Source organism: Desulforamulus profundi, from assembly GCF_002607855.1.
Genome location: NZ_AWQQ01000047.1, coordinates 140,748 through 156,883 on the forward strand (window position 1 = coordinate 140,748; position 16,136 = coordinate 156,883).

Genomic DNA, 16,136 nt, shown 5'->3' on the forward strand with positions numbered 1-16,136 from the left:
TGCTTTCAGGGTAATAAAGCAAACAGCTCTTTTCTTTACTTGGTCTTGTATTATGAAAAAACATAAGTACAAAAACCTATGTTCCTCTTATTGATTTATTTGGTTGTAATATGGATAATGGGAAATTTAGTTATTAAAAGGATAATCAGTCCAGGTAATAAAAATTTCTCTTCTTAACGAGCATTCATGAATCTAGTCATCTTTTCTCTTGTAGATTTCCGTCATTTAGACCTAGCTCGACGACTTTGAAATTCATCATACCTCGTGTTTAGAGAAAAAACGTACATAAGAACTGCTTCCACGAAATGGAGTGAATCAAGCGCATCAGATTTATCAATCTGTGCGTCTAAATCGTGCGCTGCGTCGTTCCCTATCGTCCGCAATCCGTCTAACCATATAATAAGCTTGCTATCTATCTTCTGCTGGTCGCGTAATGCCAGTAAGCGTTTATGCAGGCTCCCCTTAGTTTCACCTAACTCGTGACACATGGCCTCGATACACTTACGGCACATGATCACGCATGGTTCATAAAGTCCCGCAGCATACGAGCGTACCGCGTCTTGCTGAGCACGCCTAACAGTTTCAGGCACACCCTTTCCAGGAAATACATCGTGGTCCGGATATAGCATTCGCTCTCCTTGGGGTGCCGAGAATTCACCAGGTACTTCAATATAGTCATACTCAAACAAGAAGGGCTCCTCGCATCCACTGCACACAGCGAACTCGTATACAGTCACGTAGTACGGGCTGTCTACCGGATCGCCGCCTGGATTAGCAAGTTGCGATTTCACGTGCGTCGCTACGACCTGGGCCTCGGTCCGAACGTTACAAGTCTTGCAGTATACCTGGCGCTTTTTTACATCATCCATAACCCTTAATCTCTCCTTAGTAAATTTGACGGCACTTAGCCACTGTTTTGAATGATTATGTTTATATGGATAATAGGCATTTCATTTATAATAGTTCTTATTAATCATAAGTTGTCTGTATTTATGAGCCAAATAATAAGCTTTTCTCATTCAACTAAAATGAGCGGGTTATAGGATTTTAATTGCCACACACCATGGTTCAATTCAAAAAAAAGCCCATTAATGTTTGCGACTTTAGCAAAAGGTAAATCACCATTGGAGTTAACCTTCTCTTGAAAATACCCATCACTCGAAGTCAAGAAATACTCTCCATTCTTTTCACGAGGATATAATTTTTGCGGAAGTCCATCCTTTTTCCATGTAAAAGCTGGAAATGAGATTGTCTTAGGCTTTTGAGCTTTATAAAACTCAGAAAGCAAATTAATCCAGACTCGTGATTTATCCGAAAAGTTAGTCTCTTGCGAAGAGAGGTCTAACAAGATTTGTTTGATTTCGGCAACAGTCTTGTTTTGAAAAGCATCAAGTGCAGAAAGTTCTAACGCTGCACTACGCGAACGCACACCAGCCATATAAATACTTGCGGCAGTTTCATCGGGTAGTCCCAACTCAACGAACATTGCAAGAGTGGAATACGTCTGAACAATGCCTTTTTCAACTTCGGGGTCAAACATTTGAGAAATTGCATGTATAACCCAAGGTAATGTAAAACCATAATAGTCTTTTGAGATTGTATCGGCGTTTTGTTCAGAGTTTATGATTGTTGAAAGCGAGATTCCACTTATCCAATCTCGTCGTATGTTATCAAGAGATGATTGTGCAGGCACTGATTCCATTAGTCCGCTGGCATTTTCGTTACTCCAGATTTCCAATTCACGAATAATGCTGTCTAGCAAATCAATACGATCACTTCCTTCAGCAAGCTCCTGAGTAAATGATATGGCAAGGGTTCGGAAAAACTCTATATTTTCAAGTATAGATTTTGACACGGATAGAGGAATACCAGAAGCCACAAGTTTTTTTCTATCCGCCTTGTTTTTTACCCGGTTTAGCAAGGCAATTGTCCGCGCTCGTAATAACCGCAGGTACAGTTCTTCATTTTCGACTTCAGCTTGAATGAGAGCCAATGATTTTCTAAAAACATTGTCAACCCAATCTATATTTGTATCGTCCGCACAAAAATCCTCATGCATCGCGAGAAGTTCATCATCCAGATAATCAAATAACCCATCCAACCAATTAGAAAACTCGTTTGAAATATCAGGTTCAGAGAAATCATTCGCGATTACTTCAACGAGTAGGTTAAAATCAGTGTTTGTTTTTCTTGCTACCTTAAGAATAGCCCTTAGTGCTGCAAGTAAGCCACTTTCAACTCCCTCCATCCGCTGATTATCAAAATAGTACTGTGCGAGCCTTTTATCGTTATTAACTTGCCATTGTTTCCTTGTGGTATCAATTGTGTAAAGTATTTTCCCCTCCGTATCAGCAAAAGCGCGGCCTGCGCGCCCGCAAATATTCCAAAAATCCCGATTACTTATCGGGTTGCTACTATAATATGGAGTCGCAACAATCACTGTTGAAATCCCAACATTAATCCCTTGTCCAAGGGTTGAAGAAGCTATAATGACTAATGGTGGTTTGGAGCGCATGAGCCGCTCTATTGCAATACGCACAAGCGTAGGCAATCTATTGCTGTGGCAAATAACACCTTTTCTTGCAGCCATTAAAACAATATTATCGTCGTTGAGTTCTTCGCTGCAAAGGCTTTGAAAAACAGCCCACAAGGAATTATCCCAAGGGTAATCTTCTGAGTGTTCCCCCAAAGCCAGCAAAACGCTTTCGGCCAGTCCGTTAATAGAGTTTGCCCTTGCGGAATATATCATAACAGTTCCGCTTTGAGCCAACCGAACTGCTGTAGCTGCAATCGCTTCGTTTTTGTTATTTGGAAAGTGGTTGCGTCTGCGCCCAAACCCTAAAGGCTTCTTCTGGATGAAGTTGGGATTAAATGGCTCTCCGTCACTTTTCCATTCCAATCTTACACGATTCCCATCCCAAAGTAATAAACCCAATCGTTCAAGAGAGGGCTTCCATTCTGATTTTGCTACCGAAGCTGAATCGTCAGCAACCCATTGAGCTAAATCATCAGCATTAGGCAATACAGCCGATAAAAGTAAAACTCTTATTTCATTTCGTGAAGCAAATTCTTTTATATGAGTCAGGAACATTTCATTTCGGATGTGTCTTTCTTCTGCTCCAAGTAGGTGCCCTTCATCAATTACGATCAGTTTGATTTCTGCTTCAATCCCTGAGCCACAGCGAATAAGGCTTTTGCTTTTTCCGGAGTAGCAATGATAATCTGTGATTGACTAATAAGTTCGAAATCTGTTACATTTGCGGTCGAACCACCATATAGCTGCGAAACAGTAATGCCAAGAGGGAAGAAAGTCTTATTCAGGCTTTGTTCAATTTCAAAGGCTAATGAGCGAAAAGGGGCAAGATACAGCACTTTTGACATAATGTGTGTCGATAACGTTTTTAGTATGGCTATCTCAGCTACTCTTGTTTTCCCCCCACTTGTACGCAAATTGATAACTGCGCCGTTATTGTCGCCAACAGCAAGCGGAAGCGAAGCCGTCTGCGACGGCCACATTTCAGTAACGGGAGATTTGAAATTACTGAGTAACCGTATGTATTTTTCGGTTATATGCCTTGCCGGAAATAATGGCGGCAAAACCGACCAAAGAGATGAATTCTGAAATGTAGATAAAATTATCCTCAGTAGCCGAATGATAAGCCAGTACAGCGTTAAGTTGTCCTCGGAAGAGAGGTACAGGAGTTTTTCCAGAATATCATTTGTAAGAATAAAGTTTTCTTCATTTCCGGTATGAATAAAATCAATTATAATAAAAAAACATCGTGCGACCTCGTGTGAGATTACCCACTCATCAAAGCTGCGAAGCTCTGACTGCGCTGGCGCAGAAGAAAAAAACACGTTGCTCGTAACATTCATCAGGGAGGCAAAATCTTTTTTTATAAAACTGATTATTATTTGTCCAACATTAAAATCGGTGTCAATGTCTTTTAGCACTATAAAAGCGCGGGAATACTGCTTTGCTGCATATAAAGCCATACCCGCAATCAAGAGATTATAGTTTTTATTTTTTTTATCCTCATTAGGATTAAAGCTAAAGGTATCTGATAGTATTTTCCCGGCTTTTTCTAAAGCAAGTAATCCCTCGTTGGTTTCGCCATCTTCATTTTCAACCATTGAGCAACCACACGAAAGCAGAACATACGCTATGTGTGTTGCTTTTTCTGTGAGCGAAGGGTCGAAATTAGGATAATTTTCAGCAGTTTCCTTGACTTCTTGCAGTATCCTTCGTGCATCTGCTTGAGCTATGAGGTTTTTAATTCGCCCCTGAGATAAGTTATTAAGCAAATCTGTAGCGTAATCTGTAGGGATACTCATACCGCATCCTCCAATCGTGCAAAGGCTTGCTGTACGATCGTTTCTGGCGACTGAACCCCTAAAGAAATCATAAGCAAATTATGTAGCTCGTTTGTAGTGTCGTTATTAACGTGATTGCTTACATTGCGATTGCTCATAAGCAACCCTACGTAATCTATTTGCAGTCTATTTGTTGCGAATAATATGGCGCAGCTTTGAACTTTTTTTGCCATATCATTCTTGCCTTCTTCAAAGAGCCGATCTGCGACGAACATCAATGAAACAGGCAGGCCAGCCTTGTTTGAACGTACCAATCCATCAATCGTATCAACTACGGCTTGCTTGGTTGGGGTTCCCCTGAACTTTGCTTCGCCAACAATAATCCGCACAGGCTCAGAATCCATATCGAAAAGCAGTACATCGTCACCCTTCATGGATTGCTCAACATTGGGATTATATCTTAATCTATATACAGGGATTTGAGCTTCGGTGGTTGACCGCAGGTATTCAGCAAGAAAAACCTCTGCAAAGTTTCCTTTCCGGGTTGTGGTGTTTTGTGGATAAGGCGACGGAGGAATCGGAGCATTCGCAATCCTAAGAGATTGAATCAAGTCCTTTCGTCGTTCTAAAGCCTCAAGACTAATATGATGGGTTTGTAACGCAGGCACAATGAAATCAAGGAAAACGTCATTGTGACCGTTTTCCTCTAACTTTCTGTGTGCAACACCGCACGCAGTAGTTATATCTGTGGAAAGCAGGGAAACAGCAAAAGGGTGTGTTCCTGTAGGATGATCATTTATGATATTGGCCAATGCTTTTCCCTCCTTTGATTATTACAGTCAGGGCGGCAATTGCTTTTACTTACGTAATCGTGAGCTTTTAATTATTTGCCTTTTAAAAACTTATTTATCAAAATTACCTCCCAAGGCATAAAAGGTACATCCTCAGAGTTATTTTCCGAAATTGACATCGGGTCAAATTAACCTAATGTTGAACTATGAATAATTGTAGGCATATTACGGACCATCATAATAAGAGATAAGACTGGGGGCTTCTTCGGTTCCGGCCAAATGCCGCAACTTGAAATCTGGCAATTCAATTGTTGGAGCTACATAATCTGAGTCAATTAAAATAAACTGTAGGCTGCCATAACTATCAAGTGCCAGTTGATATATCTCCTTATACAACGACTTAACTAATTCCGGGTTTTCATCTTCACTAATGTTCTTTGTCGGGCTATCAATAATTAGTATAGATGGAACCGGTAAATTGCGTTTACTAGCGATTGAGTGAATTGCCAGTGCGTAACAAACATTAAATAGAGTTTTCTTTCCGCCACTTCCAGTATCCCAGAAACTCCAAGCAGTCTCGCCATGTAACACTTCCGGTTTCCAGCTCCTAGGGTCAATAACCACTTGATCATCAACATAAACTCCAGGGAATTTCACACTAAGCATTAATCGCTTAAACTCATCAGCTATCTTTTTTACAATTGCATCAGCCTCAGATAAACGTTTTCTCTCATTTTCAAGCTCTGTTCTTAATATATCAATAGTACCTTGTAATGCGCCTGCATCTTCTTCCAATTTATTAATAGCCTGAGGCATTGATTGTAGTTTTTTCAAAGAAGCAATACGCTCTTCAAGTGTAGCAATTATTTTATCAACATATCGTATTTCTTCAACAATAGCAGAATCATAGTTAGAAAGATCCTCTTGTAATTGAGTATCAAGATGAGCCTTGTCGCCAATGAGCTTATCCAATTGCTTTTTGGTCTTTGATATTTCCATTTCACGACGCTTAATTGAATCAGCTAGCTCATCTATCCGTATATTAAGATCTTTGCGCAGGGAATCATTATCGATTTGGGCTTCTAAAACATGTTCACTTGCTGTCTTGCCACAAAGACTACAACAATCTGAATGTTCAGTAGCTTGGATTTTTGCGCCACAAGCTGGGCAGCTCTCAAATTTTACATCATCAAAAAGCATGCCAGCCTGAACCAACCGTTCATTTTTTATTTTTGCTGTTATAAGCTCTGAGTGCAACATACGTTGCTCATTTACTATTTCGATCGAATCATCGATGGCTATTTTTAGCTGATAAATTTGTTCACCTAATAACAGAATTTTCTCCCTTAAAAAATCAGTAGGGTGTATATCTATACTCCTTTTTTTATGCAATTCAGTTTTCCTTAATTTTGCATCTGATAATTGAGTCTCCGTTTCTTGTAATTGGTCAATTATCTCACTCTCCGAACCTAATGAAAATTGACTCATAAATTCACGAATTTGTTTGACAGCACCTCTTTTAGCCCGCTGATCGTCTATCGCCTTCATTAAGTCAGTTTCTAACTGACTTAATCGTTCAGAGTGAAGACCTGTAAAAAACCGCATTGCGTCTTGACTCTTTCTTCCTCTAAAGGGGTCTTCAAATCTAAAGAATGAGGAGTCCAGATGCATTTGTTCAAGGTAACAATAACGCCATAAGTCCCTAAAACTCAATCTTATCAAGGGTGAATCAGCATCGCGACTCCTTTGTCTCACTTTGATTGGTTCTATACCGCAAAGAAAATATATTATGTCGCTAAGCGTGTATAATTCACTATTCGGAATTATGGGTTCAGCCTGAGCTTGAAGTGGCGCATTTACAGACCCGTTAACTTTTTCAGACTCAAACCATGTTATACGAACACTGGACCCATCTGTTGCACTTCGTTCCAAAGTGCACTTATAATTGCCAAGGCGTACATGCAAGATTGCCGATATAAATTCTTGTTGAATTGCAGGAGTGTTTTCAAGATGGCCTCCCAAACAAAAGTCAATTAAGCGAGCCAATGTAGATTTTCCTTTTCCAACTGGCCCATAAACATATGTTATCAATTCAGAAAACTCGATAATTTCTCTAGTCTTTTTTGTTTGGATTAATAAACGTTCTAATTTAATTTTCATAACTGTATCCTCTTGCCCGAGTTGAGCGAAACAATTTCTGGAAAAGTATCATAAATAAAATTCATGAGGTTTGTTGAAGTCATATCAAAATGTCTCTTTAAAATTCCTGCACGTTTAGTGTATATCTGCATCAAAGAATTTGCACTTAATTTGTTTGCGAAAGCGAAGCCTTTATCCGTCAAAGCAATTATCACTTTTCGCCCCTCTGAAATCACTTTTATTAACCCTTCCCCAACCAAAAGATTCAGATAAAACCTATACCGGTGATCCCACGGTCCAAAACGGTAGCGTACCATCTCTGATTCAACACTATATAACTCGTGATCTTCTATAGATAAATCTCTTGTTGACGCTCCTTTGACCTCTAAAGCATGCTTTAACATTGTGGGGTATCTTAGTAAAAAATCCAACTTGGCTAATTTTGTAATTCCTTCGATTGCACCTTCGTTATTTTCACCTGCAAAGGCATATAGAAGTAATAATAATCTCGATTTATGCAAAACTGGCTGTTCATCTAAATCTGCTAACACTTCCACATAATCCATTACTCCACCTCCCACGGACGGTTTATGCTCCATATTACTTTACATTGTGAAGTAAGCGAATACGCTAGCCCTTCCAAGTGCTCAACAGAACAGCCATAGAGTTGCTCTCCAGATGAAGCCCTATTTTTCAAATTATCACGAAGAGAGGACAACATATCAAGTCCAAACGGATCTTCGTCCTTCTTTTCCTTCTCATATGCTCTGGCAGCATCCCCTTGGACCTTTAATCGTAATTCGTGATATTTTTGGAGGCCTCGTTCACGACCGTATTTTTGGATAAGACATGCTCCTGCATAATCCGCTGTATCCCGTAGGTCTTCTGCGTGTATAGTAGATATAGCTGAAAATCCACCTGCGGTTAGTTTTTTGCGTAACAATTCTTTGCTGCCTGTACGAATATCTTCCAAATCCGTTGGATCGCAAGATAATGGGATTGTTTCATCTAAGCCTTGTAATAGCACATCATAAACGCGCTGTTTGTTAAATGTTTTTCCTGCAATGCGTTCTTGGATTTCTCTTTCAACTCCACTGGATGAAATAGGCAGATATGCAGGTAACAAATCCTGGCTTGCTAATGAAGATGCGCGAAAACATGCATCAATTAAATGGCTTGCAGCGCGCTTTATTCCTTCATAAGAAGCTCCCTTTGCTCTATCCCAAACCAAAACTATTGTATCTATAAGCCGCATTGTGGCATCTCGAAATTTAGGCAAATCATGTTTGATCGATGCCTTTTTTAGTGTATGAAAGCTATCTTCTTCGGCGATCTCTGCTGTTCTAGATATTCTTCTTATAAAGGTTTTAACAACATTACTTAATGAGTCATGATTTTCAATTTGACTTATTTGGCAAAGCAGATATGCAATATCTTGTCCATTCGAGGATGACTGTATGGGGTGATTTGTGATAAATTTAAACGCTTGAAACTGTCTGGGATATTGGTTGTCTAATATCACAAATCTGGCAAAAGCTTTAACCACGTCTTCATCGCTTGCTTTCCAGAGTGGTTGATCGCTTGCCCTAGTTTTTACCTGTATACCAGTAAATAGACCATTAATATGTTTTACCAAAATATCCTCATGATGCTCACAAAACACTTCTTTGACGTCTTCATCTTGATCCAGTAGCATGCAGCAGATAATAGCTGATAAAACCCATTGATATCGGAATCTATTGGAAGTTTCATCGCCAACGTCTGTAGATAAAGCAGAGTCTATTTGAGTGTTTTCAACCTCCGGCATATTGTCGTCCCTCCCTTACTGAAAGGTTCTAACATCGGGCCAAGCTGGCCCGATGGTTTAGTTCAGATCAAATGCCTATGTATAAATATCTAAAATCAAAAAAGCCATATATGACAACATCTATGCGTTTATATTTCAACTTCTTCGTAGTACGAAATGTCTATACTCGACTATTACGTTTTAATTAATCCTATATCTTTGCTGTCCCGAAGAAGTCTTCTCAATCGCTTGTATCGAATTCTTTGACGTATTCACATAGTTTAAAAATAATGTGCCAAGCAGAAGCCGTTCACTACGAGAAATGCGGTTCCATTCATAGCCTTTGAATAAATCTCTTACCAGGAAAACTTCCCCTTGATTTAAGTTCTCTGTTTCTTTAATTGCATTATTTAAAAGTTCATTCACATCCGGCATCAAAAAACCTCCATACAATATCAATGAAAACAACATTGTTAATATAAATTATATCAGCCATATGAATTTATTTCCATATAAAAAGAGAACATAAGCGCAAAACCTATGTCCTCTTGTTCATTCATTTTAATTACTGCTAAACCTGTACTTTTAGCTCTTGCCGGTATTGGGCGTAATGGTCGCTTAACACATACTCGATAACCCATACTTTAGGAATCCTGTAGGTACTGCGGATGAAAAAGTATTTTATATGGTTCCCGTGCAAAATCTTTCGTGCCGTGGTTTCTCCGATGCCGCCCAACATGGCTCTAAATTCGTCCAGTGTAACGACATCAGGATACGGCTCAAAAAGCTGCTCGTAATATTCTTGATTTTTCACAGTCATCAACTCCTGAAAAGATTTGTCAATGGTAGGATGACTGTTACAATATTGGTTTTTGATTAATACACGTTCGTCGTTCCGACGGTAGATGGTCCGGATATCCCTCCTGAACATCCCTCCAATATCCCTCCAACGTCCAAAATTGATGTCAAAACCGCTCTTTTGAGAGAGCCTTGGAGTGATGTGGGTTTCAGGGTTTCAAGTGCCGTGAATGCCCATTATACAAGGCTTTTCGCGGTCTGAGGATTCCGGTAGAGTACGTTGCATTCCCGATGCTTCCGGTAATGTTGAGGGACTCAAAATCCGGCGGGCTCAACACCCGTGTGGGTTCGACTCCCACCTTCGGCACCAGTTAAATCAAGGGTTTACGAAACAGCCCCACCGAATCCGGTGGGGCTGTTTCTGTACATCATGACCGGGTCGCAAGGCTATATCCGTAATTAAACCGGTAGAATCAAACCCGGTTCATCCACCTTTGGCGAATTCACAGCCGGAGAGACCGGGTAGGCTGCCATCCTGCCGGCATAGGGTTTCAGAAGCCCCTTAAACTCCCCAGGGTTATCAAAATCAAGCCATATCTGCTGTAGCTGAGGCTCCGCCAAAATGACGGGCATGCGGTGGTGCAGGGGTTTGACGGTGTCGTTGGCTTCGGTGGTGATAATGCTGCAGGAGATGATTTCGCTGCCGTCCGGTGAGATCCAGCGGTCCCAGATGCCGGCAAAGGCGAAGGCCTTTTGGTCGGCAAGTGTGAATCGGTAAGGCTGCTTTTGTTTGCCTTCCTTTCGCCACTCATAGAAGCCATCGGCTGGAATTAAGCAGCGCCTGTGACGGAAGGAGTTGCGGAAGGAAGGTTTCTCCTCCAGCGTCTCGGCTCGGGCGTTGATCATTTTGTACCCTATAGAAGGTTCCTTGGCCCAGGACGGTATCAAGCCCCAGCGCATCTGTTGGGCCGTTCTTTGGCTGCCCTGCTTTAAAATGGTCAGCACCGGCTGGCTGGGGGCAATGTTATAACGGGGTGTCAGGTTTAGTCCGGGAATTTCAATTTGAAACAATTCAATGAAGGTCAATAAATCAATGGTCAGTGTAAACCGGCCGCACAAGGGCAACACCTCATTTTAGGTTTTTGTTTTCTAAAGTCTTTGCTCAAAATTACCACAGGCCATCTGGTGTTGTCCATCCCTTGTCAGCATGCCTTGCAAGGCCTCCTTCCCCAGCAAGAGTATAAGATCTATAATTTCGATACTGTTTGGGACCCTTTTGCTGCCTGTTCGGTAGGCCTTAACCCCATATAAGCAGATTCTTTTGGTTTCATGCTGGCCGATGACATTCACATAATACTTACACTGATCGCAGGAGTTGCGGAATTTTTCGCCGGATATCGGCAGCACCATCCTGTGGCCGGCATATAAAAAGTTGTTTTTGTAATAGGTTTTAACCTTTTCGTTCATAATACACTCCCCAGTTGTGTCATAGAAATGGCGCGCTTGATACTGTTGTGGCCCCAGCGGGACCGAATCAGGTCGGTGGCACGGTCAATTCTTTCAAGTTTTTCCCGTCTTGCAAATAAGTCCATTTGCTTGCCCCGTCCCTTGATTAATTCGGAGAGTGTCAGCCCCACCAGGCGCACGATCACCTGAGGGTCCCAGTATTTTTTCATTAGTAAGATGCCGGCCTCATAAATCTCCTGGGTAATGTCGGTGTATTCGGGTAATACCATTGAATGCGCTTCTGTAATAAAATTAGGGTCCTTCAGCGTGAGGGTAACTCTTCTCCCTATATAACCGGCTTTGCGGGCCCGCTGGGCCACTTCTTCGGCCAGTTCCAGGATGACAACTTGAATCTGACTATATCCCCGGTAATCTCGCGGCAGGGTTATCTGGTTGCCGACGCTTTTTATGACCTCCAGGGAACCGGGGTTCACCGGGCTGAAGTCGATGCCGTGGGCGGAGAAGTGAAGGATTTCCCCAATCACTCCGTAGCGCTTGCGGAGTTGCTCTACCGGCAACCTGGCCAGTTCGCCGATGGTACGAACCCCGATCATATTGAGCCACCGGCCGATCCGGCTGCCGACCCCAAATAGCTCCTTTACCGGTAACGGCCAGATGACCTTTGGCCAGTCCTCCAGACTTAGGGAGATGATCTTATTCGGTTTCTCCAGCTCGGCCGCCATTTTGGCCACCAGTTTGGAAGGCCCAATGCCGATATTGACGCCCACCCCTATTTCATGGTTGATGCGGCTCTGGATTTGTTGGGCCACTTCCAGCGGGGTCCCAAAAAGATGCAGGGTACCGGTGACGTCTACAAAGCTTTCGTCAATGGAATAGGGTTCCACCATGTCGCTGAAATCTTTTAAGATGTTGTTGATACGGGAGGAAAAGGCCGCGTAATCCCGGTAGGATGGGGAGACAAAAATAGCCTGCGGGCATAACGCCCGGGCTTCTGAGATGGCCATGCCGGTTTTGATGCCAAAGGGTCGTTTTGCCTCAATACTGGCGGCAATCACAATGCCCGTCCGCTTAGCCGGGTCACCGCCCACCACCACCGGTTTTCCCCGCAGGGCTGGGTTTATGGCCTGGTGGACGGAGGCAAAAAAGCTGTTCATGTCACATAGTAAAATGGTTCTCCCCATGTTACAGATCCCCGCCGATCACCCGCAGGGTGCGAGACTGGGTAGCTGCCAGTGTACCAACCCTGGTCCCGCAGCCGGGCCAACCGGGAGTAAATCGTGTTGCTGGAGCGTAGACCCACCCTACTCCCCACTTCCCGGACGGTGGGTGGGTAACCCCTTTGACTTAACTCCCGAATGGCCTTAATAATTTGGCTATCGGTTACCATTACTAACTCCCCCTTGCCGAACATATGTTCATATTAGGATTATACAAAACATATGTACGACAAAACAAGGGGAATGGTGTCGGTAATGTTTGGAAATATACTTGGTTAATTATCTTAATTGTCTCCGGCCTGGCTTCTAGCTTTTGCCTACATTTGCGGCCTGGTTAATCATGCAAATTCTGCAAATCAAAATGCTAAGTTTTCAACGGAAGCACCATTTTTACAACGATTTTTACCCATAGCTGCCATTGCAGCCACTTATGAGAAGCAGGCGGCCGAGGGCAGTGTGATTCTTCCAGAGGAAGAATACCCGGCAACTACCATAGGGGGTTGAATCAATTATGCAAAACGTAAAGAACCGATTGGCAGCAGAATTAGCTAAGGAATGTAAAAGCATGGACGATGTTCATAACATGCTAAAAGACCTTTTCAAGGACACCGTTCAAAAAATTCTCGAAGTCGAAATGGATGCCCACCTGGGCTACGAAAAACATGATCCCACCGGTGACCACTCTGGCAACAGCAGGAACGGGTACAGCAAAAAGACCGTTCAAACCCAAATGGGCAAAACCGAAATTAAGATACCTCGGGATCGCAACGGCGAGTTTGAACCACAAATCATTAAGAAATACGAAACAACTGCCAATGAAGTAGAAGAACAGATTATTGCCATGTATGCCAAAGGTATGTCTACCCGGGATATAGAGGATCATATGCGGGATATTTACGGCATTGAAGTCTCTGCAGCTATGGTCAGCAAAGTAACTGATAAAATCCTACCTATGATTGCAGAATGGCAATCCAGACCGTTGGATCGGGTTTACCCGGTAGTCTTCCTTGATGCTATTCACTTCAAACCGTATAGTAAATAAAGCAGCCTACAGTGTACTGGCCATCAACATGAACGGTCAAAAAGAAATATTAGGCATCTGGATTGGCGAGCATGAAAGTGCCAGTTTCTGGCTTGGAGTCTGCAATGACCTTAAAAATAGGGGCGTTGAAGACATTTTAATAGCCTGTAAAGACGGTCTTTCCGGCTTTAGCGAGGCCATTAACACTGTTTTCCCCAGGACAAGGATACAATTATGCGTCATTCACCAAATTCGTAACTCTATGAAATATGTATCCTACAAAGAGCAGAAGGCAGTAATGACTGACCTTAAGAAGGTTTACCAGGCTTTGACCCTTGAAGAGGCTGAATTTGCCTTTGAGAAATTTAAAGAGAAATGGGGAAAGAAACATCCCATCATCATCAAGTCTTGGGGAAAATAACTGGTTAGAATTAACAGCTTATTTTGAATACCCTTACGAGATTAGAAAAATGATTTATACAACAAATATCATCGAAGGATACCACCGGCAGCTAAGAAAGGTGACGAAAACCAAAACTGCCTACCCAACGGATGACGCTTTGAGAAAGATCATTTACCTGGCGACCGAATCAATCTCAAAGAAGTGGACCATGCCAATCCGAGAATGGAGAAATTGTATTTTGTAGCTGATCACCTAATTTGACGGCGCATTTCTCACTGTCAATGACGTAAGAAATATAACGTCACCCTGCCAGGGTAAAGATTATTCTAGCGACAACCAATACTTGCGTTACATGCCAATCAATGGGGATAAATCTACCCGCAAAAGCCAACCATTGTTAATAGTATGGATAATAGGGAAAATCCCCATTACCACATCTTCTTGTGAGTAATGGGGACTTAATTCATTAACCGACTGTACCGCGTTGGCGTTCTGCATCAACTAGGATTCTACCGATCATACTTTCCTCAATTACGTCACTGTTCCGTGGCTTGGCATCATAAAGGGCTTGACTGCAAAGGCTGTTAATCAATCGGGGTATCCCCTTAGTTTCAGTATGAATTAGTTTTATGGCACTGTCCGAAAACAGAGGGGTTGTCAGACCGGCGGTTTTCATTTGATGGCGAATATACGTTGCAGTTTCTTCTGCCATTAATCCCGTAAGATGATATCGAAGTTGAATTCGCTGAGTAATCGCCTCAAATTTATTCATACGCAGAGTTCGCCTTAATTCAGGTTGCCCCAGCGATCGGAATGCCGGACTGGTTTTTTTTGGGCGTTTCTTACAATTGCTTGTACGGTAGGCAGCAATATATCGCTCTAAAGTTCTTACGCTAACTCTGGTTTTGTGACTTCCGGGAATGGTGTACGTTTGAGATGCGATTTCCTCTAGCTTTTATTTAATTCTCCAGGTAACAATGGGGTTTGGCGGCTGACAATGGGGGCAATCAGCCCGTAGCGAAATGCTGCAATTTATTCCTGCATTTCTAAATCCATAGATTGATTCGCTCCTTCAAACAAAAATGACCGGGTTCATCCCTTAATGTCATTTTCGCTGAAGATGGGCTGCCAATCCATTAAAGCCATGAAAGCATCGAGCCGACTGCTATCCTGGGAAATTTAGCCTTTAATTGATCCCAGGCATAAAACAACCACCCCCATTCCTGCCGAGGCTTATTGGTACCCACAGGTAGTTGAAGATGGGGGATAAACTCTAGGATGAATTTCCACACCACGGAAACATAGTTAACCAGGTCTTTGTTCCAGGTGCGAATCCATCTCCAGATGGTCTTTTCGCTGAAAGGTCCTCCTGGAACCTCAAGCTCCTCTGACAATTGAACCAACGTCTTTCCTTCTGCTTGCTGGCGTATCACCTTCTCCTGAAGATCAAGAGATATTTGGTGATGTTCTTTTAAGAAGGACGGAAGCAGGGCAGTGGTTTTTCTACAATTGGGATTGGGGCAGATAAATCGATAGATAGGAAGACGAGACTGACCATCGGGAGTATAGGCATGTCTGTTGTATTTACCATGCCGATGCAGCAATACTTGAGTTAAGCAGTGGGGACATATTCTGGGGCGAAATTTTTCAGGGCAGCCATCAGCAAATAACTGAAGATAGGTCTGGACAGTCAGGGGTTCTTCTATTAAAATCATTATGTGTTGTTGTTGAGAAGAGGGAACTGGCTGGCGGGCCATATGGTTCCCTCTTCTTGTTTTTTTCCTCCTGATTGATTGGCATGTGCCAATAGTTTGCACACGCTAATCATTATCCAGGATAACTGCCACTCTTGGCAAGAAAAAAGCGCCACTTTACCGACAAATAAAGTTAGTGCCGACAGTATTTCCCAATTTGCAATTTACTTTGGGGATAGAATTCAGTCAGAAATTGCCTAAAAAATAATGGCTTGGATAAACGGGTTTATCGCTTATCGAAAGTTTTACATTATTTAAAGTTGAGTGCAATTACCCACGAAAATGCAGGAAAACCGCAAGCTCAACTTTAAATAATCAAATTCACTGCAACGACTTCAGGAATTCAAGCATTGCCGATTTTTCGCTGTCATCGAAATACTCTGTATCGCCTGTCAAATCAGACGATGCCTTGCCGATTGCATTCCGGACAACTTCGGGATTGTTTT

At 42.4% G+C, this 16,136-nt stretch carries 16 protein-coding genes and 1 pseudogene; 1 reads left to right on the top strand and 16 read right to left on the bottom strand.

What is annotated here, in order from left to right; all coding sequences use genetic code 11:
• Positions 1-221: 221 nt before the first annotated feature.
• The 14 genes from P378_RS24070 to P378_RS08280 all read right to left on the bottom strand — a co-directional run bounded on the left by P378_RS24070 (position 222) and on the right by P378_RS08280 (position 12,682).
• The gene (locus P378_RS24070) at positions 222-512 is read right to left on the bottom strand and encodes a DUF4145 domain-containing protein (protein WP_420795985.1); all 291 of its coding nucleotides are present in this window, start codon (positions 510-512) and stop codon (positions 222-224) included.
• Between the two features lie 2 nt (positions 513-514).
• A complete protein-coding gene (locus tag P378_RS21420) occupies positions 515-685 on the bottom strand; it encodes a hypothetical protein (RefSeq protein WP_238473033.1) in 171 nt (56 codons plus the stop codon).
• A 330-nt stretch (positions 686-1,015) separates the two neighbouring features.
• Positions 1,016-3,091, bottom strand: coding sequence for a hypothetical protein (locus P378_RS20085; RefSeq protein WP_207654010.1), 2,076 nt, complete (start codon positions 3,089-3,091; stop codon positions 1,016-1,018).
• Between the two features lie 56 nt (positions 3,092-3,147).
• The gene (locus P378_RS20090; protein WP_207654011.1) at positions 3,148-4,335 is read right to left on the bottom strand and encodes a DEAD/DEAH box helicase; all 1,188 of its coding nucleotides are present in this window, start codon (positions 4,333-4,335) and stop codon (positions 3,148-3,150) included.
• Positions 4,332-5,126 (bottom strand): Hachiman antiphage defense system protein HamA, encoded by a 795-nt coding sequence (locus P378_RS08235; RefSeq protein WP_238473034.1) that lies wholly within the window; start codon positions 5,124-5,126, stop codon positions 4,332-4,334. Before P378_RS08235 ends, P378_RS20090 begins: the two co-directional genes overlap by 4 nt.
• 204 nt (positions 5,127-5,330) lie before the next feature.
• Positions 5,331-7,265, bottom strand: coding sequence for a DUF3732 domain-containing protein (locus P378_RS08240; RefSeq protein ID WP_099082898.1), 1,935 nt, complete (start codon positions 7,263-7,265; stop codon positions 5,331-5,333).
• On the bottom strand, positions 7,262-7,810 hold the full coding sequence (locus P378_RS08245) for an ABC-three component system middle component 4 (protein WP_099082899.1): 549 nt from the start codon (positions 7,808-7,810) through the stop codon (positions 7,262-7,264). The genes P378_RS08240 and P378_RS08245 overlap by 4 nt, the downstream gene beginning before the upstream one ends.
• Entirely contained in the window at positions 7,810-9,051 is a 1,242-nt protein-coding gene (locus P378_RS08250; protein WP_099082900.1) for a dsDNA nuclease domain-containing protein, read from the bottom strand. Before P378_RS08250 ends, P378_RS08245 begins: the two co-directional genes overlap by 1 nt.
• A 180-nt stretch (positions 9,052-9,231) precedes the next feature.
• Positions 9,232-9,465: a single-stranded DNA-binding protein gene (locus tag P378_RS08255; RefSeq protein ID WP_099082901.1), complete on the bottom strand. Its 234-nt coding sequence runs from the start codon at positions 9,463-9,465 to the stop codon at positions 9,232-9,234.
• A gap of 136 nt (positions 9,466-9,601) precedes the next feature.
• The gene (locus tag P378_RS08260; RefSeq protein ID WP_338013867.1) at positions 9,602-9,961 is read right to left on the bottom strand and encodes a hypothetical protein; all 360 of its coding nucleotides are present in this window, start codon (positions 9,959-9,961) and stop codon (positions 9,602-9,604) included.
• A 326-nt stretch (positions 9,962-10,287) separates the two neighbouring features.
• Positions 10,288-10,956 (bottom strand): SOS response-associated peptidase, encoded by a 669-nt coding sequence (locus tag P378_RS08265; protein WP_238473035.1) that lies wholly within the window; start codon positions 10,954-10,956, stop codon positions 10,288-10,290.
• A gap of 21 nt (positions 10,957-10,977) precedes the next feature.
• On the bottom strand, positions 10,978-11,295 hold the full coding sequence (locus P378_RS08270; protein WP_099082903.1) for a hypothetical protein: 318 nt from the start codon (positions 11,293-11,295) through the stop codon (positions 10,978-10,980).
• Complete coding sequence (locus P378_RS08275; RefSeq protein WP_143338437.1) at positions 11,292-12,476, bottom strand: DNA polymerase IV; 1,185 nt, start codon at positions 12,474-12,476, stop codon at positions 11,292-11,294. The genes P378_RS08270 and P378_RS08275 overlap by 4 nt, the downstream gene beginning before the upstream one ends.
• Positions 12,446-12,682, bottom strand: coding sequence for a LexA family protein (locus P378_RS08280; protein WP_180261024.1), 237 nt, complete (start codon positions 12,680-12,682; stop codon positions 12,446-12,448). The genes P378_RS08275 and P378_RS08280 overlap by 31 nt, the downstream gene beginning before the upstream one ends.
• A 341-nt stretch (positions 12,683-13,023) precedes the next feature.
• Here P378_RS08280 and P378_RS08290 point away from each other — a divergent pair.
• A pseudogene (locus P378_RS08290) lies at positions 13,024-14,180 on the top strand (IS256 family transposase).
• 222 nt (positions 14,181-14,402) lie between these two features.
• On the opposite strand, the gene P378_RS19485 reads toward P378_RS08290, so the two are convergent.
• Both P378_RS19485 and P378_RS08300 read right to left on the bottom strand, forming a co-directional pair.
• Complete coding sequence (locus P378_RS19485) at positions 14,403-14,708, bottom strand: hypothetical protein (protein WP_099082906.1); 306 nt, start codon at positions 14,706-14,708, stop codon at positions 14,403-14,405.
• 364 nt (positions 14,709-15,072) lie between these two features.
• A complete protein-coding gene (locus P378_RS08300; RefSeq protein WP_099082907.1) occupies positions 15,073-15,693 on the bottom strand; it encodes a DUF6431 domain-containing protein in 621 nt (206 codons plus the stop codon).
• Positions 15,694-16,136 lie beyond the last annotated feature (443 nt).

What these genes read in the sequence shown, in the direction of transcription:
- P378_RS19485 (WP_099082906.1), bottom strand. Translation starts at nt 14,708, where the DNA reads ATGAATAAATTTGAGGCGATTACTCAGCGAATTCAACTTCGATATCAT.
- P378_RS08260 (WP_338013867.1), bottom strand. Translation starts at nt 9,961, where the DNA reads ATGTTCAGGAGGGATATCCGGACCATCTACCGTCGGAACGACGAACGT.
- P378_RS08300 (WP_099082907.1), bottom strand. Translation starts at nt 15,693, where the DNA reads ATGGCCCGCCAGCCAGTTCCCTCTTCTCAACAACAACACATAATGATT.
- P378_RS08270 (WP_099082903.1), bottom strand. Translation starts at nt 11,295, where the DNA reads ATGAACGAAAAGGTTAAAACCTATTACAAAAACAACTTTTTATATGCC.
- P378_RS08275 (WP_143338437.1), bottom strand. Translation starts at nt 12,476, where the DNA reads ATGGGGAGAACCATTTTACTATGTGACATGAACAGCTTTTTTGCCTCC.
- P378_RS08250 (WP_099082900.1), bottom strand. Translation starts at nt 9,051, where the DNA reads ATGCCGGAGGTTGAAAACACTCAAATAGACTCTGCTTTATCTACAGAC.
- P378_RS08280 (WP_180261024.1), bottom strand. Translation starts at nt 12,682, where the DNA reads ATGGTAACCGATAGCCAAATTATTAAGGCCATTCGGGAGTTAAGTCAA.
- P378_RS08255 (WP_099082901.1), bottom strand. Translation starts at nt 9,465, where the DNA reads ATGCCGGATGTGAATGAACTTTTAAATAATGCAATTAAAGAAACAGAG.
- P378_RS20085 (WP_207654010.1), bottom strand. Translation starts at nt 3,091, where the DNA reads ATGTTCCTGACTCATATAAAAGAATTTGCTTCACGAAATGAAATAAGA.
- P378_RS08240 (WP_099082898.1), bottom strand. Translation starts at nt 7,265, where the DNA reads ATGAAAATTAAATTAGAACGTTTATTAATCCAAACAAAAAAGACTAGA.
- P378_RS08245 (WP_099082899.1), bottom strand. Translation starts at nt 7,810, where the DNA reads ATGGATTATGTGGAAGTGTTAGCAGATTTAGATGAACAGCCAGTTTTG.
- P378_RS20090 (WP_207654011.1), bottom strand. Translation starts at nt 4,335, where the DNA reads ATGAGTATCCCTACAGATTACGCTACAGATTTGCTTAATAACTTATCT.
- P378_RS24070 (WP_420795985.1), bottom strand. Translation starts at nt 512, where the DNA reads ATGTGCCGTAAGTGTATCGAGGCCATGTGTCACGAGTTAGGTGAAACT.